The sequence below is a fragment of the Sphingorhabdus sp. EL138 genome (genome assembly GCF_900258045.1).
Classification (GTDB): domain Bacteria; phylum Pseudomonadota; class Alphaproteobacteria; order Sphingomonadales; family Sphingomonadaceae; genus Parasphingorhabdus.
On sequence record NZ_OGVD01000004.1, the window covers coordinates 961476 to 985422 of the forward strand.

Genomic DNA, 23947 nt, shown 5'->3' on the forward strand with positions numbered 1-23947 from the left:
CTAGGCGATGACAGCGGGGCAATCCATAAAATCCGGTATCGTGCCAGAAACCGACAAGAAACAGCGTCTCGACGCGGCCTTGGCTGGCTTTCTGGATGATTTGTCGCGGGAACGGATCAAAAATCTGATCACAAACGGCAATTTGCTGATTGATGGAGCCACCTGCACTGATCCCGCATCCAAGAAATGTGCGGGCAAAACATTCGCACTGACGGTTCCCGAACCGATTGAAGGCCCTGCACAACCGCAGGATATCCCTCTGGACGTTGTTTTTGAGGATGATCATCTGATCGTCGTGAACAAACCTGCTGGACTGGTTGTTCATCCTGCTGCCGGGCACCCCGACGGAACATTGGTCAATGCCCTGCTACATCATTGCAAAGGGCAATTGTCCGGTATTGGTGGTGTTACGCGGCCTGGCATTGTCCACAGGATAGATAAGGATACTTCCGGATTGATGGTGGCGGCCAAAACAGACAAAGCGCATCAGGGTCTGACCGCGTTGTTCGCAGCCCATGATATCGAGCGCCGTTATCTTGCGATATGCAACGGTCGACCGAATCCGCATTCGGCAACGATTGAAGGCAATATCGGTCGCAGCAATACAGATCGCAAGAAAATGGCCGTGGTCGGCGATGATAAGGGAAAGACGGCAGTTACACATTATACGACCAAAGAGCCGCTAAATGGTGCCACTTTGGTGGAATGTACGTTGGAAACCGGACGCACCCATCAGGTAAGGGTCCATATGTCCCATATCGGGTATAGTCTTATCGGCGATCCGCTATATGGTACTCGTCGAAAATCATTGCTTTCCGGCAGAAAAGATATTCGATTTTGCCGCCAGGCACTACATGCTGCTATTCTTGGATTTGTTCACCCCATAACGGGGAAAAAATTGTTATTTAACTGTAACTTTCCACCCGATATGCAGGAACTATTCAGTAAGTTGCGTGTATAGATATTAGATACTATATGGAATGAGACCAATGGGTGCTTGATGAGGCCCGGCGGCAAACCAGAGAAGGAACAAAAATGGCTAATAATAGCAATGTTCCGGCAAAAATCCCTGCCTTAGGGGGGGACGCGAGCCTGAACCGTTATCTTTCGGAAGTACGTAAATTTCCGTTATTAACACCCGAACAAGAATATATGCTGGCAAAACGCTATTCTGAACATAAAGATCAGGAAGCGGCTGCCCAGTTGGTAACGTCCCACCTGCGACTCGTGGCAAAAATCGCCATGGGCTTTCGCGGCTACGGCCTGCCCGTCTCGGACCTGATTTCCGAGGGTAATGTCGGCCTGATGCAGGGCGTGAAGAAATTTGAACCCGATAGAGGTTTCCGCCTGGCAACCTATGCCATGTGGTGGATCCGCGCGTCGATACAGGAATATGTATTGCGGAGCTGGAGCCTCGTGAAAATGGGCACGACCGCCGCGCAGAAGAAGCTTTTCTTCAACCTGCGCCGGATGAAAAATAACCTTGAAGCGTTTGAAGATGGCGACTTGTCACCTGAAGATGTGAACAAGATTTCCACCGATCTCGGCGTGGCTGAACATGAAGTAGTCAATATGAACCGCCGCATGTCCATGGGCGGCGATGCGTCGCTGAACGTGCCATTGTCGGAAGATGGCGATGGCGGCCAGTGGCAGGACACGTTGGAAGATGACGGGCCGCTGCATGACCAGCAGATTGCTGACGCGCAGGAAGCCGATTTCCGCCATGATATGCTGACCGAGGCGATGGAATCGCTGAACGAACGCGAACAGCATATTCTTGCTGAGCGCCGTTTGTCGGAAGACCCCAAGACGCTGGAAGACCTGAGCAAGGTCTATGAAGTCAGCCGCGAACGGATCAGACAGATTGAAGTACGCGCGTTTGAGAAGCTACAAAAAGCGATGCTGCGTATTGCTGGAGAAAAACAACTGCTTACAGCAGGTTGATTCTTCAACTTCCGAGAATTTCTAAAGTCTTTAGCGCCCTGAAACAGCATTTGTTTTCGGGGCGCTTTTTCATTATTTGGTGACCATGGCTGTAAAATCTCGCCGAAAATCAAAAACCCTGCCCTCGCGCCTCATTAAGCTGTTTTTCAAGCTGATAGTCTATTTCCTTTTGATAACGTTTGCCTGGGTGGGACTCATAGCATTCTTGCCACCCCCGATCACGGCTACGATGATCATGGACAACAACCGCATCACCAAGGATTGGGAACCGCTGGAATCGATATCCTCCAATCTGACACGGGCTGTAATCGCTGCTGAAGACAGCAAATTCTGCAGCCATGACGGCTTTGATCGCGAAGCCATACGCTCGGCCATGAAGCGCAACGCCCAGGGCGGTCGCATCCGCGGCGGTTCCACGATATCACAACAAACCGCCAAGAATGTCTTCCTCTGGCAGGGCGGCGGCTATTTCCGCAAGGGCCTGGAAGCCTATTTCAAGTTTCTGATCGAGAAAATCTGGGGGAAAAAGCGGATTATGGAGGTCTATCTTAACGTTGCCGAGACGGGAATCGGGACGTATGGGGCGCAAGCCGGTGCCCAGCGTTACTATAAGAAAGACGCTTCTGAACTGACGAAAATTGAGGCCGCACGCATAGCCGCCGCCCTGCCCTTGCCAAAAAAGCGCGCTGTAAACGGTGCCAGCGGCTTTACCCGGCGCTACGGCAATACGATCGCCGCAAGGATTAATGTGGTGAAACGTCAGGGTTTGGATAAGTGCGTTTATAAATAGCCATTTTTGATCAGAACTCACACCCGCTGTAGGCTGTTTGATAGAGATCAATGTCCAATTTTCCAGTTTGCGCAATTGTTAATCTGAATTGGCAAAAGCCAGTGCGCATAAATTATGGGATGAGGACATGAGTGGAAAACAGAATGCCAAAGGCAATCATATAGACGTACTAATCGTGGGTGCAGGGATTTCAGGCATTGGGGCGGCTTGGCACATGCAGGATCAGTGTCCCGATAAATCCTATCTCATACTGGAAAAAATGGACAGTTTTGGTGGCACATGGCTGACTCACAAATATCCCGGTATCCGGTCCGACAGTGACCTCTATACATTCGGCTATCGCTTCAAACCCTGGACGTCCGCACCAATTGCCTCTGGTGAAGAGATTCTGAAATATATGGGTGAAGTGATCGAGGAAAACCGGATTGACCGCCATATTCGTTATGGTCAAACGATTACGCATGCCAGCTGGTCGAGCGAGGACAGTTTGTGGACGGTCGACACCGTCAATGATCATGGTGAAAAACAGAACTACACGGCCAATTTTCTTTGGATGTGCCAAGGCTATTATAGCCATGACAAAGGATATACTCCTGAGTGGGACGGTATGTCTGACTATCGCGGCCAGATCATCCATCCGCAAACATGGCCCGAAGATACCAACCTCAAAGACAAGCGCGTTCTGGTGATCGGATCCGGTGCGACCGCAGCAACACTGGTTCCCGCAATTGCCGGCGAATGTGAACATGTCGCTTTGCTGCAGCGTTCACCAACATATTTCTGGCCGGCGCAGAATGCCAATGAATTGGCTGATACCTTGCGTGAGATTGAACTGGACGAAGAGCTGATTCATTCCATTGTCCGCAAAAAGGCGCTGTTTGATCAACAAGATCTGATCCGCCGATGTAAGGAAGAACCAGAGGTGATGAAAGAAGAGCTTCTGGCGCTGGCGCGTGAATATCTGGGCCCCGATTTCGACATCGAAAAGCATTTTACGCCTAAATATCGCCCATGGCAGCAGCGTGTTGCTTTTATTCCTGACGGTGACCTGTTTCAAGGCATTGCGGCAGGTTCTGCGAGTGTGGTCACCGACGAGATAGATCGATTCACGGAAAAAGGTATCCTGCTCAAATCCGGTGACGAATTGGAGGCGGATATCGTTATTACGGCAACTGGGTTCAATCTGTCCGTGCTTGGCGATATTCCGTTCGCGATTGATGGCGATCCGGTCAATTGGGCCGACACGATCACGTATCGCGGGATGATGTTTACTGATATTCCCAATCTGTTGTGGGTATTTGGCTATTTCCGGGCGAGTTGGACATTAAGAGTTGACCTGCTTGGTGATTTCGTTTGCCGCTTGCTGAAGCATATGGATGTAAAGGGTGCGAAAAGTGTGAAAGTGTCACTGCGCCCCGAAGACAAGGATATGGAAATTGAGCAATGGATTGATACCGAAGATTTCAATCCCGGTTATCTCCAGCGCGGAATGGCAAAAATGCCGCGTAAAGGCGCAAAGCCAATATGGCAACATACCCAGGATTACTGGCGCGAAAGAGAGGAACTTCCGGCTATTGACCTTGATGGACCGGAATTTGTCTATGGCTCGGCTGAAGCAAAAATAGAAACGAGCAAGGTTGAGGTTGCCTGACAGCCGTCACTCATGAACAGAATATTCATAGTTTATGAGGAACTTCCTTAGATTTAGGAACCGTAAGTCTGATGCCATACTGAGATCCAGCCCACTAGGGTCATGGAAGTCCATCAGCATGCTCATCGGGTGCCCGTTCCAATTTTGGCATGTCCCTCAATCTCAACAAGATAGTCCGGAGACATCAGGACCGTTACACCTACCAATGTCATAGCTGGAATATAATCATCTCCGAAAACATCGTCAAAGGCTGTCATAAATTCTTCCGCCTCGGCATGAAATTTCACCATGTCGGCAACGTAAATTGTCAATTTTGCTATATCACCTACACCACCGCCAGCGGTTTCCACTACGGAAACAAGGTTAGCAAGTGCGACGGCCGCCTGTGTTGCAATGCCTTGAACAGTCTCACCGGTTGATGTGTCGACACCTATCTGACCGGAAATGAACAAATCATCACCAGATAGAATACCGTTCGCATGGGTCTGAGGCTGGTTAGCTGCATTTGGCTCAATACGTTTCATTTCATGCTCTCCAAGCTGTCCCGATTACTGTTGAACTCTTGGAGGCGATTGGCCGCACCAAGCATAAGCTCGGTACGATTCTCAATATCCTCAGAGTTAAAATACCCCGTCACAGCTGCTAGAATTTCTGGCGATGCCTCTTCGGGTGTACCTGATGAGAATGGAGGACTAGGGGAGTATTCCATTGCCAATTGTACTTGTTGAGCCAGTTTTTCATCACCGGAAATATGGGCCATAAGCGCGAGACCAAAATCAATGCCAGCAGTGACACCGCCGCCTGATGCGCGATTCCGATCAATCACCCAACGGCCCTCTGCGACTTCTACCCCAAAAGCGGGGAGCATATCTTTCGCCATCCAATGCGAAGTTGCACGATACCCGGTTAACAAACCTGCCGCAGCGAGCACAATGGATCCGGTGCAGACGCTCGTTACCCAATTTGCGTTGGTGCCACGCTGCTCAAGAAATGTGAGCACGTCTTCATTGTCCATTAGTGCAAAAGTTCCTGTCGTCCCGCCAGGCACAAATAAGATATCGGGATGGGCCCAAGCTTCATCGAAGCTATGCGTAGCATTCACGCTTAGCCCGCAGTCTGTCGGTATCGAGCCAACAGATTGTGCCACCAATTGAAACTTGGCACCCGGCCATTGGCTCCATGTTTGGAGTGGGCCAATAAGGTCAAGTAAGGTCATGCCGGGATAAATAAACATCTGGATTTTCATCAAATTCACTCCTTGAAATCTTCTGAACAGATGGATAGACCGGATAATAGATGTCTGTTATGACATTGATATGTCTATTTCTGCCAAAACCAAACGTATCCTTTTTATTGGATTTGAAGGTCTACAGATGTTGGACCTCGTCGGACCTGCTGACGTATTCTCAATCGCGAGCATTCGCGTACCGGGCAGTTACGAGATTCACTATGTTGGAACTTCCCCAAGTGTAAGAGCCTCTAACGGTCTCAATTTTCAGCTTAATGCACTGCCAAAGGTACAAAGTACCGATATCATCATCATACCTGGAGGTGTCGCCAGATCCATTCTTGCGGCAATTGCTGACGAGGTACTTCTGAAATGGCTGACCGAGGCCTCATCACTTGCATGCCGGGTTGCTTCAGTCTGTAGCGGTTCGTTTATGCTCGCTCATCTCGGCCTCTTGGACAATAAACGAGCCGTGACACATTGGTCCGCGATAGGTCATTTGACCAAACAGGCTCCCAAGGCGCATATCGACAAAGATGCGATTTTCGTTGAGGATGGAAAAATCTGGACGTCCGCTGGTGTAACAACCGGTATTGACCTTGCTTTGGCTATGGTCAGACGAGATATTGACGAAACAACCGCACTCCAAGTTGCAAGGGATATCGTCGTCCACGTCATACGTCCGGGCAACCAATCGCAATATTCGACTCCGTTAACGCTCCAAAAGCAAACCGGACCGAATCTAGATAGGCTGATTCCTTGGTTAGAAGGTCGGATTACCGAAACAACAAGCGTCGCCGATATGGCAAACGAAATGGGTTTGAGTGAGCGTCAATTTCATCGTCAATGCTTGTCCCAGTTTGGCCGAACACCGGCAAAATTGGCACTTGAATTGAAGTTGGACCATGCCCGCAATTTTTTACAGGATGAAAAAATTCCTATTTCAATTATCGGTGAAATCTGTGGATTTTCTGATGGAGCAGCTTTCTCAAAAGCCTTTAAGAAGCAATTCGCCATTTCTCCTGCCATGTTTCGCAATCATTGGAAAATCCAAGACTCAAGAAAATAGCTGATAATAATCAGTGGGAAAGCGTCGGTTTTTTCGACTTTGATACCCTAAGAGTTAAGCCGCATCTTCTTTTTTGGCTTTACTGCTCTTCGCAATCACCTTCACCGGCTCTTTCGTGCCGGCGACCACATCCTTATCGATGACAATCTCGTCAACGCCTTCCAGATCAGGAAGATCGAACATGGTGTCGAGCAGGATATTCTCAACGATAGAACGCAAACCGCGTGCGCCGGTTTTCCGCTCAATCGCCTTGTTGCCGATGGCAACAAGGGCATCTTCGGTAAAAGTCAGTCCAACATCTTCCAGTTCAAACAATTTCGCATATTGTTTGACCAGCGCGTTTTTCGGTTCCTGGAGAATCTGAACCAGCGCGTCGATGTCGAGGTCTTCCAGCGTTGCTATAACCGGCAAACGACCAACAAATTCCGGAATCAGACCGAATTTGAGAAGATCTTCTGGTTCACCTTCGGCCAATAATTTACCGACCTTGCGTTCTTCGGGCGCAGCGACATGGGCGCCAAAGCCGATGGATTTGGCTTCCAGCCTGTCACCGATGATTTTTTCCAGACCAGCAAAAGCGCCGCCACAGATAAACAGGATATTTGTGGTATCGACCTGCAGGAATTCCTGCTGTGGGTGCTTGCGACCGCCTTGTGGAGGAACACTGGCAGTCGTTCCTTCCATAAGCTTCAGCAAGGCCTGCTGAACGCCCTCTCCCGACACATCGCGGGTAATGGACGGATTTTCCGCTTTGCGGCTGATTTTGTCGATTTCATCGATATAAACGATGCCGCGCTGCGCCTTCTCAACGTTGTAATCGGAAGATTGCAGCAACTTGAGGATGATATTCTCCACATCTTCGCCTACATAGCCTGCTTCGGTCAATGTCGTGGCATCGGCCATGGTGAAAGGCACGTCGAAGGTTTTTGCTAAAGTTTGCGCCAATAGCGTTTTACCGCAGCCCGTTGGTCCAACGAGCAGGATATTTGATTTGGCGAGCTCGATATCGCCGGATTTCGCGGCGTGATTGAGACGTTTGTAATGGTTATGAACCGCCACAGACAAAACACGTTTTGCCCGATCCTGACCAATAACATAATCGTTCAGTACATCACAGATTTCCTGAGGCGATGGTACTTCACCATCTTTTTTGCCGGTAATTGCGCCCTTGGTTTCTTCACGAATAATGTCGTTGCACAGCTCAACACATTCGTCGCAGATGAATACGGTTGGTCCGGCAATCAACTTGCGAACTTCATGCTGGGATTTTCCGCAGAAAGAGCAATAAAGAGTGCTCTTCGAATCAGATCCCGTCAATTTCGTCATAAAAAGTCCTTAAAACTGGGCTAGAAACTGCAATCTAACTTCCAAAATACAAAATGCTACCGGTTTTTTCGGCACCATCTTTTGCTATGCATAAGCCTATCAAAAGCGGCTTAATTTTCATTTAGGTGCGCGATAACGCCTTATTTAGCATCTTCATCGGCAGGTTTTGGCCGTTTGTCGTAAACTTCATCGACAATGCCAAAGGCTTTGGCTTCATCAGCCTCCAGGAACGTATCCCGGTCCATCGCCTTTTCGATCTCTTTGATCGGTTTACCGGTATATTTGGCGTAAAGCTCGTTCATCCGGCTGCGAATGCGCAAGATTTCCTTGGCTTGAATTTCGATATCTGATGCCATGCCCTGAGCACCACCAGAAGGCTGATGCACCATGATCCGGGCATTGGTCGTCGCCATACGCATACCAGGCTCACCGGAAGCCAGCAGAAAACTGCCCATGGAAGCCGCTTGGCCGACGCAAACTGTACCAACGCGAGGACGGATATATTGCATGGTATCATGGATCGCCATGCCAGCAGTTACAACACCGCCCGGCGAGTTGATATAAAGATAGATGTCCTTTTTCGGATTCTCGGACTCCAGAAACAATAACTGGGCGGTGATGATCGAGGCCATACCGTCCTCTACCTGTCCGGTTACGAAGACAATCCGCTCCCTGAGCAAACGTGAGAAAATGTCAAAGCTGCGCTCTCCGCGGTTGGATTGCTCAATAACGACGGGAACAAGAGCGTCGACGATCGGATCATGCATGGTAATTTAGTGCCTTCTGTGAAAATCAGGATATGAAAATGGAGGTTCCGTGAACCGGAGTCCCCATCCGTTCAGCCCTACATCGGTGTATCTTAAGCAATGTTCAAGTCGGTTAAGGATTTTTTCCAAGCCATTATCGTCATTGGATGACATTGCGCATCAAATAACCGCCGGCTATGCTTGTCGGATAATCAAGACACCCCCCGTTTTTGCAGGAGATAATTATGCCATCATATTCGCCTTCCATTCCCGAATTTCATGCCGATGAGGACAATGGAGCGTCAAATCCTATGGCCTTCATGATGCAACGGATGCTGGAAACGCGGACGGTGATGATTTTCGGCGGAGTCGATCAAAAGCTGGCAGAACGGGTTTCCGCGCAGATGCTCTATCTTGACCATGTCAGCGACGAACCCATCAGGCTACTCATCAATTCACCGGGTGGTCATGTGGAATCGGGTGACACGATCCATGATCTTATCGAATATATCAGTGCGCCCGTTGCGGTGATCGGTACAGGTTGGGTGGCCAGCATCGCCACGCATATTTTCCTGGGCGTTCCGGCAAAACAGCGATTCTGCTTACCCAACACCCGGTTTCTAATCCATCAACCCTCTGGCGGAGCTGGCGGGAAAGCCTCTGATATTGCCATTCAGGCCGAAGAAATCGTCAAAATGCGGGAACGTATCGCTCAAAAAATAGCCGAGGCAACCGGACAATCGATTGACCGCGTACGCAAAGACATCGATCGCGACTATTGGATGTCGATAGATGAAGCCAAAGAATATGGCATCTTGGGTACCGTTATTAACAAGGCAAGCGAAGTTAGCTTTTAGCGCCGCCTGCTAACATCACTAGCCGGAGCATGGATACATGTCCGGCTAGTGTATAAATTGAAGATTATTTTTTCGCTGCAGGCTTTTTTGCTGCCGGCTTCTTGGCAGCTGGTTTTTTCGCGGCTGCTTTCTTGGCTGGCGCCTTAGCTGCAGCCTTTTTCGCCGGAGCTGCTTTTTTTGCAGCTGGTTTCTTCGCTGCCGGCTTCTTGTCCGCTGGTTTTTTGGCTGCCGGCTTTTTAGCAGCAGTCTTCTTGGCGGCAGCTTTCTTCGCCGGTGCCTTTTTCTTGGCTGGCTTGGCTTCCGCTTCGTCTTCCGCCTCGATGGCTTCTTCCAACTGCTCGCGAGTTACCGTTTTATCAGTGATCTCTGCTTTTTCGAACAGGAAGTCGACGACCTTGTCTTCATACATCGGCGCGCGCAGCTGAGCCGCAGCCATCTGGTCCTGCTGAATATATTCAACGAACCGCTGACGGTCTTCTTCGCGATATTGCTGGGCCGCCTGCTGGATCAGCATGGACATTTCCTGTTGGCTAACTTCCACGCCATTAGCTTGTCCGATTTCGGAAAGCAGCAAGCCAAGGCGAACACGGCGGACCGCGATCTCGCGATACTCGTCCTTCTCGTCTTCCATTTCCTTCTTGGCCGCTTCAGGATCTTCTTCCTGAGCTGCTTCCTGCTCCAGCTGCTGCCAAATCTGGTTGAATTCAGCTTCAACCATGGTTGGAGGTACTTCAAAGTCGTGTGACGCAGCCAATTGATCGAGCAACTTGCGCTTCATGTGTGTGCGAGTCAGGCCGTTCAGTTCCTGTTCGATCTGACCTTTCAGCAATTCGCGCAACTGGTCGAGACCTTCCAGACCCATGGATTTCGCCATTTCGTCATCGGCCTTGGGTGCTTTCGCAGTCTGAACTTCGCCAATCACCACGTCGAACGTCGCATCTTTGCCCTTCAGGGTTTCGACATTATAATCTTCCGGGAAGGTCACTTTGACCAACACTTCGTCATTGGCTTTCTTGCCAATCAACTGGTCTTCGAAACCGGGGATCAAGCGGCCAGAGCCAAGCTCAATCGCCATGCCCTCACCTTTGCCGCCGTCAAATGGCACGCCGTCCACTTTACCTTCAAAATCGATCAGACACTGGTCACCGATTTTGGCTTTGTAGCTCTTGGCTGCTGTTTCAAACTGCTTCTGGCTTTCGGCAAATTTGTCGAGCGATTCCTGAACTGTTTTCTCGTCTGTTTCGACCTGCAGACGCTCCAGTTTAATGCCATCAACGGAAGGTGTCGGAACCTCGGGCAGAATTTCCAGCTCGACTTTCACTTCAGCATCTTTGCCGGCTTCATAACCATCAGCCAGGGTAACGCTAGGCTGCATTGCAGGGCGCAGCTTGTTGTCAGCGATTGTTTTTTCAACGCTTTCCTGGACGGTGCTGCTCAGCGCATCCTGCATCAAGGCATCATTGTGCATTTTGCGAACCAGATTCGCTGGAACCTTGCCTTTGCGGAAACCCGGCATATTGACCTGAGGAGCCAGTTTCTTGACCTCATTATCCACGCGCGTTTCAATGTCCTTCGCGGAGATTTTGATGTCATAGGCCCGTTTCAGACCTTCGTTCAGCGTTTCAACAATCTGCATGATTACCCTTTAATGCCTTCATTATTTCTATTTCGACCTGTTTTTCGGTGTTTTGGTGCGGGCGAAGGGACTCGAACCCCCACACCCGAAGATACCAGAACCTAAATCTGGCGCGTCTACCAATTCCGCCACGCCCGCACGAGTTACACCGTCAAATCACTATCGAATTTTGATTGACGCGTGCGCCTAGCGGAAAGGTGCCCAAAGGGCAAGGGCCGGTATTGCGATCTCGAAAAATGATATGAGATTCGGTTACTTTTCGACATCAAAACCCATATTTTCATCTAACTGAGTATAGATATCATAGATTGGTCCTAAAAGGCTCAAATATATTGCATTTAAACCCGTTTGATTTAATCTATTGGATAGGATTCGGGGGGATTAATGTACAAATCGTGTTGGTTGCGTCATGCTCAAATGGCGCGATATTTTGTTCGTCCGGTTCAAGCGACCGGACTGGCCCTACTATTATGTGCCAATCAGAGTGCGGATGGTGGCAAAGTTGCAGGCGAAACCGATACGTTACCGTTTCTTTCACAAAATGCGGCACTTGTCGAAGCAGAGACTAACGTCACTCCGGAACCAATCGTCCTTCCTTTTAATACTCCCGTAACAGTGATGCTGGACGAAGAATTATCTAGCAAAATTGCGAAATCCGGAGATGAGTTTTCTGTCACCGTGTTGGATGACGTAAGAATCGGCGAAACCGTTATCATTCCTTCCGGCACCCAGGGATTGGGCGAAGTCCGTTTTGCGAATGATAGAGGTGGATTCGGTCGCGCCGGCCTTTTGGATGTGTCGTTGCGATATATCGACTTAGGCGATCATAAATTACCGCTGCGAGGCCGTTTTCGCCAAGAAGGCAAAAACAACAATGGGGCAACGGTCGCCACCTGGATTGCAGTTGGTGTCTTTTCCGGGTTTATTAAAGGAAAAGAAGGCGTTTTGTTAAAAGGGCAACAGCTCAAAGGCCGAACCGCATCCGATTACACCTTTGTGCCAAATAGTTTCGCTGCATCAAACGAACCAAGCCCTAAAGCTACGCTTTTGACTTCTGGCGACCATGAAGCTTTGGGAATTCAGGAAGCATCACTAGCCTCAGATCCATTGAAAGCATCTGAAACCGAAGAGGAATCGGTGGACGCTATATCAGATGATCCATCACATAATGAAGGTTTAACTACAGAGGGAAAAAACAACGATGAATAAAAACCAGGCGACCTCAACGATCGCATCAGTGCTGATCATGTTTGGTGGAACAACGATATATGCGATGGCGCAGGAAACCGTTCAGCCAGAACCACAGGCAGAATCAGGCATAACCGCGGTCGAAGAATCTGTTGTAGAAACAACTGCAAGTGAGGTCGACGGCCCAAGCGAGGCTGAGTCATTGAATGAGCCAATAGTACCGGCCGCGGTAGTTACTGAAGAAGCTGTTGCAGTTGAAACAGTAGCAACTGAACCAAAACCTGAATGCGAGTTGCATATTTTCCCATCTCTTGAGGGCGAGGCACAAACAACGGGTTGGCTGTCGGGCTTCGGGATTGTTGGTGCGATAGCCGATGCGGCCGCCAATGATGGGAAAAACAAGAGCGAAGGTGACTATTTGCGCGACGCACTTGGTCCGCAAATGCAAGTCCAATCTTTGAAAAGCATTGAACTTGTCAAGGAACTGAATCTTCCGGAAGCACAGATAATTTTTCAAGAGCCAATTGAGGATCGTAAGATAACCACAAAACAAAAGACCCGGCTGACTGACTCAACGGCAACTTGTTATGTGGAGTTTCTGGTTACTCAGAATTTCTATCGCAAGGCTGCCATTTATGGGCGTTCATTGAATAATCGCTTCATCTTTAAGGATTTCCGGGACGGGCTCGAAGAGACAAAACTGGTTAAAGGGCGTGGCGGGAATAGCCTGAAACATTTTCCTCCTAAAACACCTGAAGAAAGTGAAGCGGCAGAGGCTGATCTGCAGCAGGCATTCGTCGCAAACTTCAAGGAATTTGCCAAAAGATTTCACCGCAAAAAACGGCGCTAGTTGATAGTGCTGGAAGAGGCTGCTGAGTTTGGTTAGGCAGTCTCTTCCAAGATATTAACCTGAACTTGGCTTAACCCAGAACGTTTTTCAAAAGTTCATTCACGACTTGTGGATTGGCCTTCCCTTGCATCGCTTTCATCGTCTGACCCACGAAGAAACCGAACAATTTGTCCTTGCCGCCGCGATATTCGGCGACCTTGTCTTCATTTGCGGCCATGACGTCAGCGATGACTTTCTCGATCGCGCCGGTGTCAGATTCCTGTTTCAGGCCCTTTTCTTCGACGATTTTAGCTGCGCCATCACCGGATTCGAGCATGATCTCGAACACCTGCTTAGCGATTTTACCTGAAATTGTACCATCCGCGATCAGTCCGAGCAATTCTGCGGCCTGCTGCGGAGAAACCGGGCTTTGCTCGATAGATAGCCCCATTTTGTTGAGGGCACCGAATAGTTCGGAGGTCAACCAATTAGCCGCTGAACTCGCTATTTTCTCAGGCTCGTCGGTAGTTTCCAGCAATTCTTCAAACCACAGAGCGGTTTCATGCTCTGCTGTTAGAACGGCCGCGTTATAGGCGCTTAGGCCCAGAACATTCTTATACCGTGCGCGCTTCTCGTCCGGCAATTCTGGCAAGCTCGCTTTGCAATCAAAGATGAAATCATCTTCGAGTTCCAGCGGCAACAGGTCCGGATCAGGGAAATAGCGATAATCATGCGCATCTTCTTTAGAGCGCATGGAGCGGGTTTCGTTTTTATCCGGGTCAAATAACCGAGTTTCCTGAACGATTTCGCCGCCCTCTTCCAGCACATCGACCTGACGCTGGGCTTCATATTCGATGACCTGTTGGATGAAGCGCAGGGAATTAACATTTTTCGTTTCTGTCCGAATGCCTAGCTCGTCGCCGGGCTTGCGCACGGAAACATTAACGTCTGCACGCATGGAACCTTGCTCCATATTGCCGTCACAGCTGCCAACATAGCGGAGAATTGATCTCAGCTTACGGACATAAGCTGCTGCTTCTTTGGGTGATGTCATATCCGGCATGGATACGATTTCCATCAACGCTACGCCGCAGCGGTTGAGATCAACGTAGCTCATCGTTGGATGTTGATCATGCATCAGTTTGCCGGCATCCTGTTCGATATGGATACGCTCAACGCCTACGGTCTTGCCGTGTGCGTCCGGGTCTTTCTCATCCAGTGAGATTTCGATTTTTCCCTCACCCACAATTGGATGATACAGCTGAGAAATCTGATATCCCTGCGGCAAATCGGCGTAGAAATAATTCTTCCGATCAAAACGCGAATATTTGTTGATCTGAGCGTTAATCGCAAGGCCTGTACGTACCGCCTGACGGACGCACTCCTTGTTCAGCACGGGCAGCATTCCGGGCATCGCAGCGTCAACCAGACTAACCTGTGTGTTGGGCTCCGCGCCGAATTCGGTGGAGGCGCCGGAAAACAGCTTCGCGTTGGAGGTAATCTGCGCGTGGACCTCTAGGCCGATCACGACCTCCCATTCGCCGGTTGCGCCCTGGATACGATATGTTGATTCAGTCATTATACAACGCTTCTAGTAGTTGGTATTGAAATCGGCTTGTCCGCGTCTTTGTGCTTGAATTCAGTGCGGACTGAAAATTGAATGCGCGTTACGGTTGATTGAGACTTTTCTCCTTCAGCTTCTGTACCAGCGCCCACCGACAAAACCTTCAATGAAAATCCACCTTTGGCCGACGCAGATCGTTCTGCCGACACGGCAATATCAAACGCCACTTCTTTAGGAGCATTATAACCATGGACGCCTGTTCCAAATGGAGAAGTCATTCGAGCATTAGGTTGCACAGCAGAAATACCATCCATTATCGCTTTCAAACTGCCCGAGACGAAAGATTTCAACTCACCAAAGTCTTCGTCATTTTGATCCACTGTATCGCTCACCACCACTGCTCCGGCTTCGCGACAAAGCCAGCGCGTTCTTCCATCGCCAGACCGGCGTTAAACACACTTTGCTCATCCAAGGCCTTGCCAATAATCTGCAATCCCAAAGGAAGCCCCTTCCCATCCAGTCCTGCCGGAACGGATATAGCTGGCAATCCCGCCAGGCTGCTTGGGACCGTAAACACATCGTTCAAATACATGGCCAGCGGATCATCGGCTTTCTCACCCAATCCGAAGGCTGCACTCGGTGCGGTTGGCGTTAGCAGCAGGTCACAGCTTTCCCAAGCCTTGTCAAAATCCTGAGAGATCAACGTCCGGACCTTCTGGGCTTGCGTGTAATAAGCGTCATAATAGCCCGCCGACAACACATAGGTGCCGATCATGATCCGACGCTTCACCTCTGGGCCAAAGCCGGATTCGCGGGTAGCGGCATACATATCCTGCAGCCCTGCCCCGTCCGGCAAGTCGCGCATTCCATATCGCACACCGTCATAGCGCGCGAGGTTGGACGAAGCCTCTGCCGGGGCGATGATATAGTAGGCCGGCAGTGCATATTTTGTGTGTGGTAGCGACACATCGACAATCTTCGCACCGGCGTCTTTCAGCCACTCTATGCCTTTCTGCCACAGCGCATCAATTTCCGGAGGCATATTGTCGACCCGATATTCCTTGGGAATACCGATACGCTTGCCGGTAAGGTCGCTTTTCAGGCCTGCTTCCCATTCGGGAACTGGCAGATCGAGTGAGGTTGAATCCTTGGGATCAAAGCCTGCCATCGCTTCGAGCATGATCGCGCAATCACGCACATCATGGGCCATCGGCCCCGCCTGATCAAGCGAACTGGCGAAGGCAATCGTGCCCCAACGCGAACAGCGGCCGTAGGTAGGTTTAAAGCCGGTTATACCTACAAAAGCTGCAGGTTGGCGGATAGAGCCACCAGTGTCGGTTCCGGTTGCTGCTGGACAGATACGACCGGAGACTACTGCTGCGCTTCCGCCGGACGAGCCACCGGGCGCCAGATCAGTATTGCCACCATCATTGCGACGCCATGGCGAGATGACATTGCCAAAAGCACTGGTTTCATTGGATGATCCCATTGCAAACTGATCCATGTTCAGCTTGCCGAGCATGCCGGCACCAGCCTTGAACAGGTTCGCGGATACGGTGGACTCGTACTGCGGTGTAAAACCGTCCAGTATCAAGCTGCCTGCCGTTGTCGCCACACCTTCTGTGCAGAACAGGTCTTTCATACCAATCGGCACGCCAGCCATTTTACCAAGTGCTTCGCCGGCAGCTTTCGCTTTGTCCGTTGCTTCGGCGGCAGCCAACGCATGATCCGGTGTTTCCACCAGCACCGCGTTCAGCGACTTCGCCGCGCTTACCCGGTCAATGAACGTTTCGGCCACTTCTTTGGCGGTGAAATCGCCCGAAGCCACACCCGTGCGGATACCTGCAATGCCCAGTTCAAAAATCTCCGCCATTATTCGATCACCTTCGGCACGCCAAAGAAGCCATGTTCAGCCACCGGCGCATTGGCAAGAACCTTGTCGCGGACATTGCCATCACTGACCACATCATCGCGCAGGCGCAGTTTGTTGGGGATGACTGCGGTCATCGGCTCCACCTTGGAGCAGTCCACTTCGCCCAGTTGCTCGACCCAACCGAGGATGTTGTTAAGCTCTGGCACCAATGCGTCGGCTTCTGCCTCAGTTACGGCGATCCGAGACAGGCTTGCGATCTTTTTGACGGTTTCTTTATCGACTGACATGATTCATTCTTTATCGGTTCATCTTTTTTCGGGTAATAGCACACTATATTGTGTACTTCGCGCCGCTAGCATTGGCGCGAGGCCGCTTCAAGGTGAATGAGCGGCAATAGCCCAAATTGGAGTAAAATAATTGGCGCGTAAGTTTCTTTATTTCGTTGCAGCCATGATCGTGTTGGTCATCGCAGGGGCATTTGTCCTGCGCATCTACGGCGAGGAACTCGCAGAAGTCGTATTCGTTCCCGACACCGAATTTCAGGCACAGGAAGTGCTGGAAAACAACATCTATGCCGATGTTGCCATGTGGTATGCCCGGCCCGAGATCAAAAAAGGTAATCCGGCTTTATGGCTGCCGCAGGGTTATGAGCCCAATGGCGACGCGCCCAAGGAAGACCAGCGTGCCGCGATATTTTTCATCCACCCCACATCGTTTATAGACAAATCAAAATGGAACGCGCCTCTCGGACATAAAGAAACAGAAGACCGTACAAAGATCTTCCTGCGCGGTCAGGCCAGCGCCTTCAACAAAGCAGGCGATGTCTGGGCGCCGCGCTACCGCCAAGCCACGCTCGGTGCCTTCCTGACCGAGAAGAAAGAGGGACAACAAGCTCTGGATGCCGCCTATCAGGATGTTTTGATAGCTTTTGACTTTTTTATCAAAGAAGTTCCGGATGACCGCCCGATCATATTGGCAGGCCATAGCCAGGGCAGCCTGCATCTCACCAATTTGCTGAAAGACCGGGTTGCCGGCACGCCGCTCGCCAACCGCATTGTTGCGGCTTATGTCGTTGGCTGGCCGGTGTCGATAGAGGCGGATGTCCCGGCTCTGGGCCTGGATGTCTGTGAAACGGCAGAACAAACTAATTGCCTGCTCAGCTGGGAAAGCTTTGCCGAACCTGCGGATTATGGCCGGATTGTCGAAGTTTATGACACGACCATCGGATTTAATGGTAAGCCACGCAAAGACACAAATCTGCTGTGCACCAACCCGATTAACGGCGACACTAATTCCGAATCGCCTGCGGAACTGAATCTCGGAACGCTTGTACCCAATGACGAGTTAAGCGACGCAACTCTGGTCGAGGGCGCGGTGCCTGCGCGCTGCGATGATCGCGGGTTCCTGCTGATCGGCGACCCGCCGGATCTTGGGCCTTACACCCTGCCCGGCAACAATTATCATGTCTATGATTACAGCCTGTTCTGGCGTAACGTTCGCGAAGATGTGATAAAAAGGATGACCGCATTTCTCTCGCGCTAATGACAGAGGATCGGAGCGCTTTCAGGACAGCCCTGCCCGATGGCGGGCGCTTGCTGGGGCTTGATGTTGGCACCAAGACGGTCGGCATGGCGCTATGCGATGCCCAGTGGATGATCGCGACCGCCGCCGAGACGATCGAAAGGCGCAAGTTTTCGAAAGATCTGGAACGAATCAAAACAGTTATAGAACAGCAACATGTCACTGGCTTTGTCGTTGGCCTTCCGCTCAACCTTGATGGCAGCCAGAGCAAACAGACTCAGGCGGCCAAATCCTTTGCCCAGAATCTACGTCCGGTTGGCCTCCCCATATTATTGTGGGATGAGCGCTGGAGCACACAGGCCGTGACCCGCGATCTTATTGCGGCCGATGTCAGCCGGAAACGGCGTAGTAAAGTGGTCGACCAGATGGCCGCCGCCTATATTCTGCAGGGCGCAATTGACGGGCTTGCCGCCATGGAATGATGCCTCTATAGGGCTGACTTTAATGACAATTGATCAAACAGGTTCACCGCCGACTGCCGGGCATCAGTTTCCCGCAGGATCGGACGCTTTTCCACATCGCCATCTATTGGGTATCGCCGGACTGCAGCCCTGGGAGATATTGTTTCTCCTCAAGGAAGCCGAGCAATGGGTCGATCTGAACCGCCAGTCGAGCAAACATGTCGACCGGCTCGACGGCCTGACGGTCATCAACGCCTTCTTCGAAAACAGTACGCGCACGCTACTTTCTTTCGAAATTGCCGGCAAACGGATGGGCGCAGACGTCGTGAACATGCATGCCGCGCAATCCAGCGTTAAAAAGGGAGAGACCCTTATCGATACGGCGGTCACGCTCAATGCGATGCGCGCCGATGCCATCGTCATTCGCCATGCCAGTTCCGGCGCCGTGCAACTCATTGCCGATAAAGTGGATTGCCCCGTGCTCAATGCCGGTGATGGCAGCCACGAGCACCCGACCCAAGGCTTGCTTGATGCACTGACCATTCAGAGACGCAAGGGCGACATTAGTGGGCTGACAATTACAATCTGCGGCGACGTCATGCACAGCCGGGTGGCTCGTTCCAACATCTACTGCCTGACGACATTGGGTGCAAAAGTGCGGGTTTGCGCTCCGACATCGCTTTTACCGGCGGCTCTCGACAGGATGAATGTGGAGGCTTTTTCGAATTTTGAACAGGCATTGGATGGCGCGGATGTCGTGATGATGCTGCGGCTGCAGAATGAACGAATGAATGGCGATTTTATCCCCAGTCCCAGAGAATTTCATCATCTCTATGGATTAACTAGAGAACGTCTAGCACTGGCAAAACCGGACGCTCTGGTCATGCATCCCGGTCCGATGAACCGCGGTGTCGAAATCAGCAGTGATATTGCAGATGATCTTGATCGGTCCGCCATTACAGAACAGGTAGAAATGGGTGTGGCCGTTCGCATGGCTTGTCTTGATGTTCTGACCCGACGATCTCGCGGTGTGGAGGGATGGTCATGAAAAAGACTTTCATCAACGCACAGGTTCTGGTCCCCGAGACGAAGGCCCCGCAATCCGTAAACGTGTCCGTGGATCATGATCGCATTGTCGAAGTCAGTGAAGACAAACCATCTGCAGATCACGAAACTGTCGACTGTGCCGGATCGCTGTTGGCGCCCGGTATCATCGATCTGGGCGTTTTTGCGATCGACAAGCCCGCTTTCCACTATGGAGGGATTACCCGTGCTGCCTTGATGCCGGACCAGGCACCGGTGCTCGATTTACCGGCAATGATCAAGCATAACGCTTCCGAAGGAAAACCTGATCTGTGGTCTCACCCTCTTGCAGCTGCGACTAAAGGGCTGAAGGGTGTCGAACTGGCGGAAATCGGATTGATGAAACAGGCTGGGGCCCGTGCCGTGGCCACTGGCAGAAGCTGGATTGCAGACAGCGGCATAATGCTCAAGCTGCTCCATTATTGCCGGTCGCTGGACATGCCGGTCATCGTCCATAGCGAAGATAGCGGATTGACCGGAGGTGCGGTGGCAACCGCAGGTGAAACCGCTACACGCCTGGGCCTGTCCAGCGCGCCTGCATCGGCAGAAGCGCTCTCCATCGCCCGGGATATTGGTCTGGTCCGGGAAAGCGGCGCGCATATTCATTTCCGGCAAGTCACGACCATGCAAGGTCTGGAGTTGATTCGCGCGGCCAAATCGGAAGGCCTGCCGGTGACATGCGGCATTACTCCTGCTCATCTGTTCCTGTCCGATATCGCTATCAGTGAATTCAGAACCTTTGCAAAACTGTCACCGCCCTTGCGCAGCGAAGAAGATCGCCAGGCCTGTCTAGAAGCGGTCAGGGACGGAACGATAGATGTGGTTTCATCCGGCCATGACCCGCGAGGACCCGAGGATAAGCGCCTGCCCTTTGCGGAAGCAGAATTCGGCATGGCGGGTGCGGAGACATTGCTCGCACTGTCGCTCAATCTTGTTCGTGACGGACTGGTGGACATGCCTCGTCTGTTTGAGCTGCTATCGGCTACACCCGCACAAATATTGGGTGTCGAAGCCGGACAAATTACACAAGGTTATGAAGCCGACCTGATATTGATCGATCCGGAAGCGCCGTGGCAGGTCGATACCCGAAAAATGGCCGCAGCGGCAGGCAATACACCATTTGACAAACTGCCGGTACAAGGCCGCGTTCGCGCAATATATAAGGGCGGAAAAGCGCTTTAGCTTTCCCGCCCTTAAGATGTTGGTTTGGTTATATTTAGCGTGCGGCGAGCTTTTGCGGTGCCTTGCTAGCCATTTGTGTTGGACGAACTTTTTCGACGTTGCGAACAATACATGCGCCGCCCTTGGCTTTAATGCCGACACACATGTCCTTGGCTGCCTGTTCATTGCCGAAGCCCATCGCAGCCAGACGATAAAGCGTCTTGCCATTGCGCTGGATCGGCGAGCTTGCATATTGGAACGCCGCCAGGTCTTTATTTTTCGACGACAAAATACCCCAGGCGCGCTTCACATTTTCAGGTGAAGAGAATACGCCGAGCTGCACCAAATGCTTGCCATTGGAGATGGCTCGGGCACGCGGTGTGAAAGCCACTTTTTGCAATACAGGCTGTACCGCGGCAATAACTTGCTCCGCAGCCGTCGGAACAGGACCTGCTTTTTTGACCGGTGCCGGTGCGTCCGAACCCTCAACAATGAAAGTTTTTTCCGGAGCTGGTGCTACAGGCTTAGCAGCTTTCTTTTCCTCGGCAGCTTTACTTGCAGGAACTGCGACTTTTGTGACTTTGACGTTATTTTCCTTGGCCATAAAGTCGACGTCAGAATCTGCCACAGGTGCTGGACCGACAGCTGGAAGCGGTGTTTCTGTATCGAAACTGGCAACTTCCCGGCTATAATCTTCCGCAGGTGTCGCAGCAGCAACAACGGGAACAACAGGAGCAGCATTCAGTGCCAGACGAACAGGTTGACCTGGATCATTGGCAACGGGTTCAACGTTCAGCAAAGATGCTACACGCACTTCATAAGCACCCGGACGAGCCATTTGCGCCCATTGCATGATGCGGTTGTCGACAGTGGCAGGTGTCATATCCTGCATTGCCATCAGTTTTGCTTCTTTCCAGCGTCCGTCCAGAGCATAGGCCAGTCCCAGATTCTGGCGGGTACGACCGGTAACGTTAGAGCTACGAATGGCTTGCTCGAGCTCGGCAATTGCGCCTTTGGAATCACCGGCCAGAGCCAAAGCCAGACCATAGTCTGCCGTTGGGATGAATTGCCGGTTATTCTCGATCAATTGTTTCGCCTTATTGGCTTTTCCCTGGGCCAGTTGTGACAGGCTCAGGCTCAAGATCGTGCGTGCGTCTCTCTTACCCAGTTCCATGGCATCAAGAAAACTGCGCTCCGCAGAATGGAAACGACCGGCGGCCAGGTAAGACTGACCAAGCAACGCTCGTGTCTCCGGGTCACTGCCCACACCGGCAACGGACCGCTCCGCATAGGCAATCGCTTTTTCGACCTGGCCTTTACGGAGAGCCTTTTCAGCTTTTTTGGCATATTTTGCGCCATCTTTTACCGTAGCAGGTTTGCTCGATGAAGATGCGACAGAACCACCTCCGAAAGGACCGCAACCGGTCAGAGTTGTCGAAATGACCATAGTCGAAGCGGCCAGTTTCAATATCGTATCGCGTTTCATATTAATGCCCTCGCAATTAAATTCTGTATCGTTATTTTAAGCAGCGCCGCGTGACGGAATGCGCTCTGCCAAGTCGTCAAGTTCGGGGATAGACCTCAAATATTCGTCCACGGCTTTGGTTACCAACTGCTGTGCCGAAACATTCTTCACAGCCGTCGCCAACCGCAGTTTCAGGTGCCTGTCAGCGTCCAACCTTAAGGTAAACGCAGCCTTGGCTTTCCGTGTTCGCGACTTTTGTGCCGGACGACGTGTTTTCACTGCGGACTTCGCAGCATTTGCCTTCTTACGCGCAGGCGGAGCCACCCCGATGCTGGAGTTTTCAGCAACCGGCGCGACTTCACGGGAAATAGAAAGTGGAACAGGAACGGATTGTTCCTGTGCGGCAGGCTCGACTTTCTGTTCGGGTTCTGCTGCGGCTTCCTCTTCGCGTTGTGGCTGCTGGCTCAACTTCGCAGCAATTTCTTCCTGCTGTTTCTTGACCGCTGGAACAACCTCGGGAATTGCGCCTGCCAAAGGATTGTAGTGATATTGATCCGCATCGACAGGTCCGTTCGTTTCCGATTGGCCCGCTTCATGATCAGGATTGGTGTCATAACCCATGTCATTCCACCCCAAGTCTTCATTTTCATGATCAGACTGAGTTGGAAATGCCATTCCTTGACGCCGCATGGCAGGCTTGGCGCCGCCTTTGCGTGCCAGCAAGGAAGATGACAGGGATGCTAATGGCTTAGGTTCGCTCATATTCTCTGCTCCTCCCATTAGGACCCGATGACCCGGCGACCGAAATTGCTTCCGGGCCGAGGAACTCCGACATTGGTTGTCGGCGCCATGGCAGGTGATGAAAATACGGTGCGGCGGAAATTCTTCTCGAGACGATCAGAAATATAACCCCAAAGCTGCTGGATTTCCTGAGAAGACCGGCCATCGGGATCCACTTCCATAACAGTACGGCCATCGATCATCGATCCGGCAAAGTCTGTCCGGTGATGCACGGTAATCGGGGCAACCGTACCGTGCTGAGACAGCGCGACAGCGGCTTCCGAAGTGATTTTTGCTTTCGGCGTTGCGCCGTTCACGACAAACAATAACGGTTTGCCGGCACGTTCACACAGATCGACGGTTGCACCTACAGCGCGCAGATCATGCGGACTGGGACGCGTTGGTATAACAATAAGCTCAGCCACCGAGATGACGGACTGAATTGCCATGGTAATGGCTGGCGGGGTGTCAATCACTGCCAGTTTGAAGCCCTGTTGCCGCAAGATCGCCAGATCGGCAGCGAGGCGAGATACAGTGGTCTGCGCAAAAGCAGGCAGTTCTGCTTCGCGTTCGTTCCACCAATCGGCCAAAGAACCTTGTGGATCGATATCGATCAGGACAACCGGGCCGGCTCCGGCCAGTTGGGCTTGTACGGCCAGGTGACCCGACAAAGTTGTTTTGCCGGAACCACCTTTTTGGGATGCCATTGCTAGAACTCGCACTCTATTCCCCTTAGTATCATCACGTGTTGATCAGGACGTCTGAAATTCATTCA

The 23947-nt window shown here is 51.4% G+C and carries 24 protein-coding genes and 1 tRNA gene; 12 read left to right on the forward strand and 13 right to left on the reverse strand.

Features of this window, described 5'->3' with window-relative positions; translation table 11 throughout:
- Positions 1-7: 7 nt before the first annotated feature.
- From DK507_RS14550 to DK507_RS14565, 4 genes are all read left to right on the forward strand, one after another.
- Entirely contained in the window at positions 8-961 is a 954-nt protein-coding gene (locus tag DK507_RS14550; protein ID WP_109357054.1) for an RluA family pseudouridine synthase, read from the forward strand.
- Between the two features lie 74 nt (positions 962-1035).
- The gene (rpoH, locus tag DK507_RS14555; protein ID WP_109357055.1) at positions 1036-1944 is read left to right on the forward strand and encodes an RNA polymerase sigma factor RpoH; all 909 of its coding nucleotides are present in this window, start codon (positions 1036-1038) and stop codon (positions 1942-1944) included.
- A gap of 85 nt (positions 1945-2029) precedes the next feature.
- Positions 2030-2734, forward strand: a complete 705-nt coding sequence (mtgA, locus tag DK507_RS14560) for a monofunctional biosynthetic peptidoglycan transglycosylase (protein ID WP_109357056.1) — start codon at positions 2030-2032, stop codon at positions 2732-2734.
- Positions 2735-2861: 127 nt separating this feature from the next.
- Positions 2862-4385: an NAD(P)/FAD-dependent oxidoreductase gene (locus DK507_RS14565; protein WP_109357057.1), complete on the forward strand. Its 1524-nt coding sequence runs from the start codon at positions 2862-2864 to the stop codon at positions 4383-4385.
- A 122-nt stretch (positions 4386-4507) separates the two neighbouring features.
- Here DK507_RS14565 and DK507_RS14570 read toward each other — a convergent pair whose 3' ends face one another.
- Together DK507_RS14570 and DK507_RS14575 are read right to left on the reverse strand one after the other, a co-directional pair.
- Positions 4508-4909, reverse strand: a complete 402-nt coding sequence (locus DK507_RS14570) for a RidA family protein (protein WP_109357058.1) — start codon at positions 4907-4909, stop codon at positions 4508-4510.
- A complete protein-coding gene (locus DK507_RS14575; protein ID WP_109357059.1) occupies positions 4906-5631 on the reverse strand; it encodes a DJ-1/PfpI family protein in 726 nt (241 codons plus the stop codon). The genes DK507_RS14570 and DK507_RS14575 overlap by 4 nt, the downstream gene beginning before the upstream one ends.
- A 70-nt stretch (positions 5632-5701) precedes the next feature.
- Here DK507_RS14575 and DK507_RS14580 point away from each other — a divergent pair, with 70 nt between their 5' ends.
- The gene (locus tag DK507_RS14580) at positions 5702-6682 is read left to right on the forward strand and encodes a GlxA family transcriptional regulator (protein ID WP_109357060.1); all 981 of its coding nucleotides are present in this window, start codon (positions 5702-5704) and stop codon (positions 6680-6682) included.
- Positions 6683-6736: 54 nt separating this feature from the next.
- Here DK507_RS14580 and clpX read toward each other — a convergent pair whose 3' ends face one another.
- Together clpX and DK507_RS14590 are read right to left on the reverse strand one after the other, a co-directional pair.
- Positions 6737-8008 (reverse strand): ATP-dependent Clp protease ATP-binding subunit ClpX, encoded by a 1272-nt coding sequence (gene clpX, locus DK507_RS14585; RefSeq protein WP_109357061.1) that lies wholly within the window; start codon positions 8006-8008, stop codon positions 6737-6739.
- A gap of 140 nt (positions 8009-8148) precedes the next feature.
- Positions 8149-8775: an ATP-dependent Clp protease proteolytic subunit gene (locus DK507_RS14590; protein WP_108810148.1), complete on the reverse strand. Its 627-nt coding sequence runs from the start codon at positions 8773-8775 to the stop codon at positions 8149-8151.
- 224 nt (positions 8776-8999) lie between these two features.
- Between DK507_RS14590 and DK507_RS14595 the strand changes: the two genes are divergently transcribed.
- Complete coding sequence (locus DK507_RS14595) at positions 9000-9611, forward strand: ATP-dependent Clp protease proteolytic subunit (protein ID WP_109357062.1); 612 nt, start codon at positions 9000-9002, stop codon at positions 9609-9611.
- 64 nt (positions 9612-9675) lie between these two features.
- On the opposite strand, the gene tig is transcribed toward DK507_RS14595, so the two are convergent.
- Complete coding sequence (tig, locus tag DK507_RS14600) at positions 9676-11247, reverse strand: trigger factor (RefSeq protein WP_109357063.1); 1572 nt, start codon at positions 11245-11247, stop codon at positions 9676-9678.
- Positions 11248-11300: 53 nt separating this feature from the next.
- Positions 11301-11385: transfer RNA gene (locus tag DK507_RS14605), tRNA-Leu, on the reverse strand.
- Between the two features lie 246 nt (positions 11386-11631).
- On the opposite strand from DK507_RS14605, the gene DK507_RS14610 reads away from it, so the two are divergent.
- Both DK507_RS14610 and DK507_RS14615 read left to right on the forward strand, forming a co-directional pair.
- Positions 11632-12456 (forward strand): hypothetical protein, encoded by an 825-nt coding sequence (locus tag DK507_RS14610; protein WP_109357064.1) that lies wholly within the window; start codon positions 11632-11634, stop codon positions 12454-12456.
- Positions 12457-12520: 64 nt separating this feature from the next.
- Entirely contained in the window at positions 12521-13285 is a 765-nt protein-coding gene (locus DK507_RS14615) for a hypothetical protein (protein WP_162559067.1), read from the forward strand.
- Positions 13286-13355: 70 nt separating this feature from the next.
- Here the strand turns inward: DK507_RS14615 and gatB are convergent, their stop codons facing one another.
- The 4 genes from gatB to gatC are packed head-to-tail and all read right to left on the reverse strand — an operon-like array spanning position 13356 to position 16988.
- A complete protein-coding gene (gatB, locus tag DK507_RS14620) occupies positions 13356-14843 on the reverse strand; it encodes an Asp-tRNA(Asn)/Glu-tRNA(Gln) amidotransferase subunit GatB (protein WP_109357066.1) in 1488 nt (495 codons plus the stop codon).
- On the reverse strand, positions 14843-15220 hold the full coding sequence (locus DK507_RS14625; RefSeq protein WP_109357067.1) for a trypco2 family protein: 378 nt from the start codon (positions 15218-15220) through the stop codon (positions 14843-14845). The genes gatB and DK507_RS14625 overlap by 1 nt, the downstream gene beginning before the upstream one ends.
- On the reverse strand, positions 15217-16701 hold the full coding sequence (gene gatA, locus DK507_RS14630; RefSeq protein WP_109357068.1) for an Asp-tRNA(Asn)/Glu-tRNA(Gln) amidotransferase subunit GatA: 1485 nt from the start codon (positions 16699-16701) through the stop codon (positions 15217-15219). The genes DK507_RS14625 and gatA overlap by 4 nt, the downstream gene beginning before the upstream one ends.
- Positions 16701-16988, reverse strand: a complete 288-nt coding sequence (gene gatC, locus DK507_RS14635; RefSeq protein ID WP_109357069.1) for an Asp-tRNA(Asn)/Glu-tRNA(Gln) amidotransferase subunit GatC — start codon at positions 16986-16988, stop codon at positions 16701-16703. Before gatC ends, gatA begins: the two co-directional genes overlap by 1 nt.
- 130 nt (positions 16989-17118) lie before the next feature.
- Between gatC and DK507_RS14640 the strand changes: the two genes are divergently transcribed.
- From DK507_RS14640 to DK507_RS14655, 4 genes are read left to right on the forward strand one after another with little or no spacing between them, the layout of a single operon-like run.
- Positions 17119-18243: a DUF3089 domain-containing protein gene (locus tag DK507_RS14640; RefSeq protein ID WP_109357070.1), complete on the forward strand. Its 1125-nt coding sequence runs from the start codon at positions 17119-17121 to the stop codon at positions 18241-18243.
- The gene (gene ruvX, locus DK507_RS14645; RefSeq protein ID WP_109357071.1) at positions 18243-18704 is read left to right on the forward strand and encodes a Holliday junction resolvase RuvX; all 462 of its coding nucleotides are present in this window, start codon (positions 18243-18245) and stop codon (positions 18702-18704) included. The genes DK507_RS14640 and ruvX overlap by 1 nt, the downstream gene beginning before the upstream one ends.
- 22 nt (positions 18705-18726) lie before the next feature.
- On the forward strand, positions 18727-19731 hold the full coding sequence (locus DK507_RS14650) for an aspartate carbamoyltransferase catalytic subunit (RefSeq protein ID WP_109357072.1): 1005 nt from the start codon (positions 18727-18729) through the stop codon (positions 19729-19731).
- Positions 19728-20948 (forward strand): dihydroorotase family protein, encoded by a 1221-nt coding sequence (locus DK507_RS14655; RefSeq protein ID WP_254054396.1) that lies wholly within the window; start codon positions 19728-19730, stop codon positions 20946-20948. The genes DK507_RS14650 and DK507_RS14655 overlap by 4 nt, the downstream gene beginning before the upstream one ends.
- A 34-nt stretch (positions 20949-20982) precedes the next feature.
- On the opposite strand, the gene DK507_RS14660 is transcribed toward DK507_RS14655, so the two are convergent.
- From DK507_RS14660 to DK507_RS14670, 3 genes are read right to left on the reverse strand one after another with little or no spacing between them, the layout of a single operon-like run.
- Positions 20983-22413 carry an SPOR domain-containing protein gene (locus DK507_RS14660; protein ID WP_109357074.1) on the reverse strand — a complete coding sequence of 477 codons (1431 nt, stop codon included), beginning with the start codon at positions 22411-22413 and terminating at the stop codon, positions 20983-20985.
- 36 nt (positions 22414-22449) lie between these two features.
- Positions 22450-23154 carry a hypothetical protein gene (locus tag DK507_RS14665; protein WP_109357075.1) on the reverse strand — a complete coding sequence of 235 codons (705 nt, stop codon included), beginning with the start codon at positions 23152-23154 and terminating at the stop codon, positions 22450-22452.
- Between the two features lie 17 nt (positions 23155-23171).
- Positions 23172-23894, reverse strand: a complete 723-nt coding sequence (locus tag DK507_RS14670) for a ParA family protein (RefSeq protein WP_109357076.1) — start codon at positions 23892-23894, stop codon at positions 23172-23174.
- Positions 23895-23947 lie beyond the last annotated feature (53 nt).

Excerpts from the sequence above, each read along its gene's own strand:
- DK507_RS14550 (WP_109357054.1), top strand. The coding sequence starts at position 8 with ATGACAGCGGGGCAATCCATAAAATCCGGTATCGTGCCAGAAACCGAC.
- rpoH (WP_109357055.1), top strand. The coding sequence starts at position 1,036 with ATGGCTAATAATAGCAATGTTCCGGCAAAAATCCCTGCCTTAGGGGGG.
- mtgA (WP_109357056.1), top strand. The coding sequence starts at position 2,030 with ATGGCTGTAAAATCTCGCCGAAAATCAAAAACCCTGCCCTCGCGCCTC.
- DK507_RS14565 (WP_109357057.1), top strand. The coding sequence starts at position 2,862 with ATGAGTGGAAAACAGAATGCCAAAGGCAATCATATAGACGTACTAATC.
- DK507_RS14570 (WP_109357058.1), bottom strand. The coding sequence starts at position 4,909 with ATGAAACGTATTGAGCCAAATGCAGCTAACCAGCCTCAGACCCATGCG.
- DK507_RS14575 (WP_109357059.1), bottom strand. The coding sequence starts at position 5,631 with ATGAAAATCCAGATGTTTATTTATCCCGGCATGACCTTACTTGACCTT.
- DK507_RS14580 (WP_109357060.1), top strand. The coding sequence starts at position 5,702 with ATGTCTATTTCTGCCAAAACCAAACGTATCCTTTTTATTGGATTTGAA.
- clpX (WP_109357061.1), bottom strand. The coding sequence starts at position 8,008 with ATGACGAAATTGACGGGATCTGATTCGAAGAGCACTCTTTATTGCTCT.
- DK507_RS14590 (WP_108810148.1), bottom strand. The coding sequence starts at position 8,775 with ATGCATGATCCGATCGTCGACGCTCTTGTTCCCGTCGTTATTGAGCAA.
- DK507_RS14595 (WP_109357062.1), top strand. The coding sequence starts at position 9,000 with ATGCCATCATATTCGCCTTCCATTCCCGAATTTCATGCCGATGAGGAC.
- tig (WP_109357063.1), bottom strand. The coding sequence starts at position 11,247 with ATGCAGATTGTTGAAACGCTGAACGAAGGTCTGAAACGGGCCTATGAC.
- DK507_RS14610 (WP_109357064.1), top strand. The coding sequence starts at position 11,632 with ATGTACAAATCGTGTTGGTTGCGTCATGCTCAAATGGCGCGATATTTT.
- DK507_RS14615 (WP_162559067.1), top strand. The coding sequence starts at position 12,521 with ATGGCGCAGGAAACCGTTCAGCCAGAACCACAGGCAGAATCAGGCATA.
- gatB (WP_109357066.1), bottom strand. The coding sequence starts at position 14,843 with ATGACTGAATCAACATATCGTATCCAGGGCGCAACCGGCGAATGGGAG.
- gatA (WP_109357068.1), bottom strand. The coding sequence starts at position 16,701 with ATGGCGGAGATTTTTGAACTGGGCATTGCAGGTATCCGCACGGGTGTG.
- gatC (WP_109357069.1), bottom strand. The coding sequence starts at position 16,988 with ATGTCAGTCGATAAAGAAACCGTCAAAAAGATCGCAAGCCTGTCTCGG.
- ruvX (WP_109357071.1), top strand. The coding sequence starts at position 18,243 with ATGACAGAGGATCGGAGCGCTTTCAGGACAGCCCTGCCCGATGGCGGG.
- DK507_RS14650 (WP_109357072.1), top strand. The coding sequence starts at position 18,727 with ATGACAATTGATCAAACAGGTTCACCGCCGACTGCCGGGCATCAGTTT.
- DK507_RS14655 (WP_254054396.1), top strand. The coding sequence starts at position 19,728 with ATGAAAAAGACTTTCATCAACGCACAGGTTCTGGTCCCCGAGACGAAG.
- DK507_RS14660 (WP_109357074.1), bottom strand. The coding sequence starts at position 22,413 with ATGAAACGCGATACGATATTGAAACTGGCCGCTTCGACTATGGTCATT.
- DK507_RS14665 (WP_109357075.1), bottom strand. The coding sequence starts at position 23,154 with ATGAGCGAACCTAAGCCATTAGCATCCCTGTCATCTTCCTTGCTGGCA.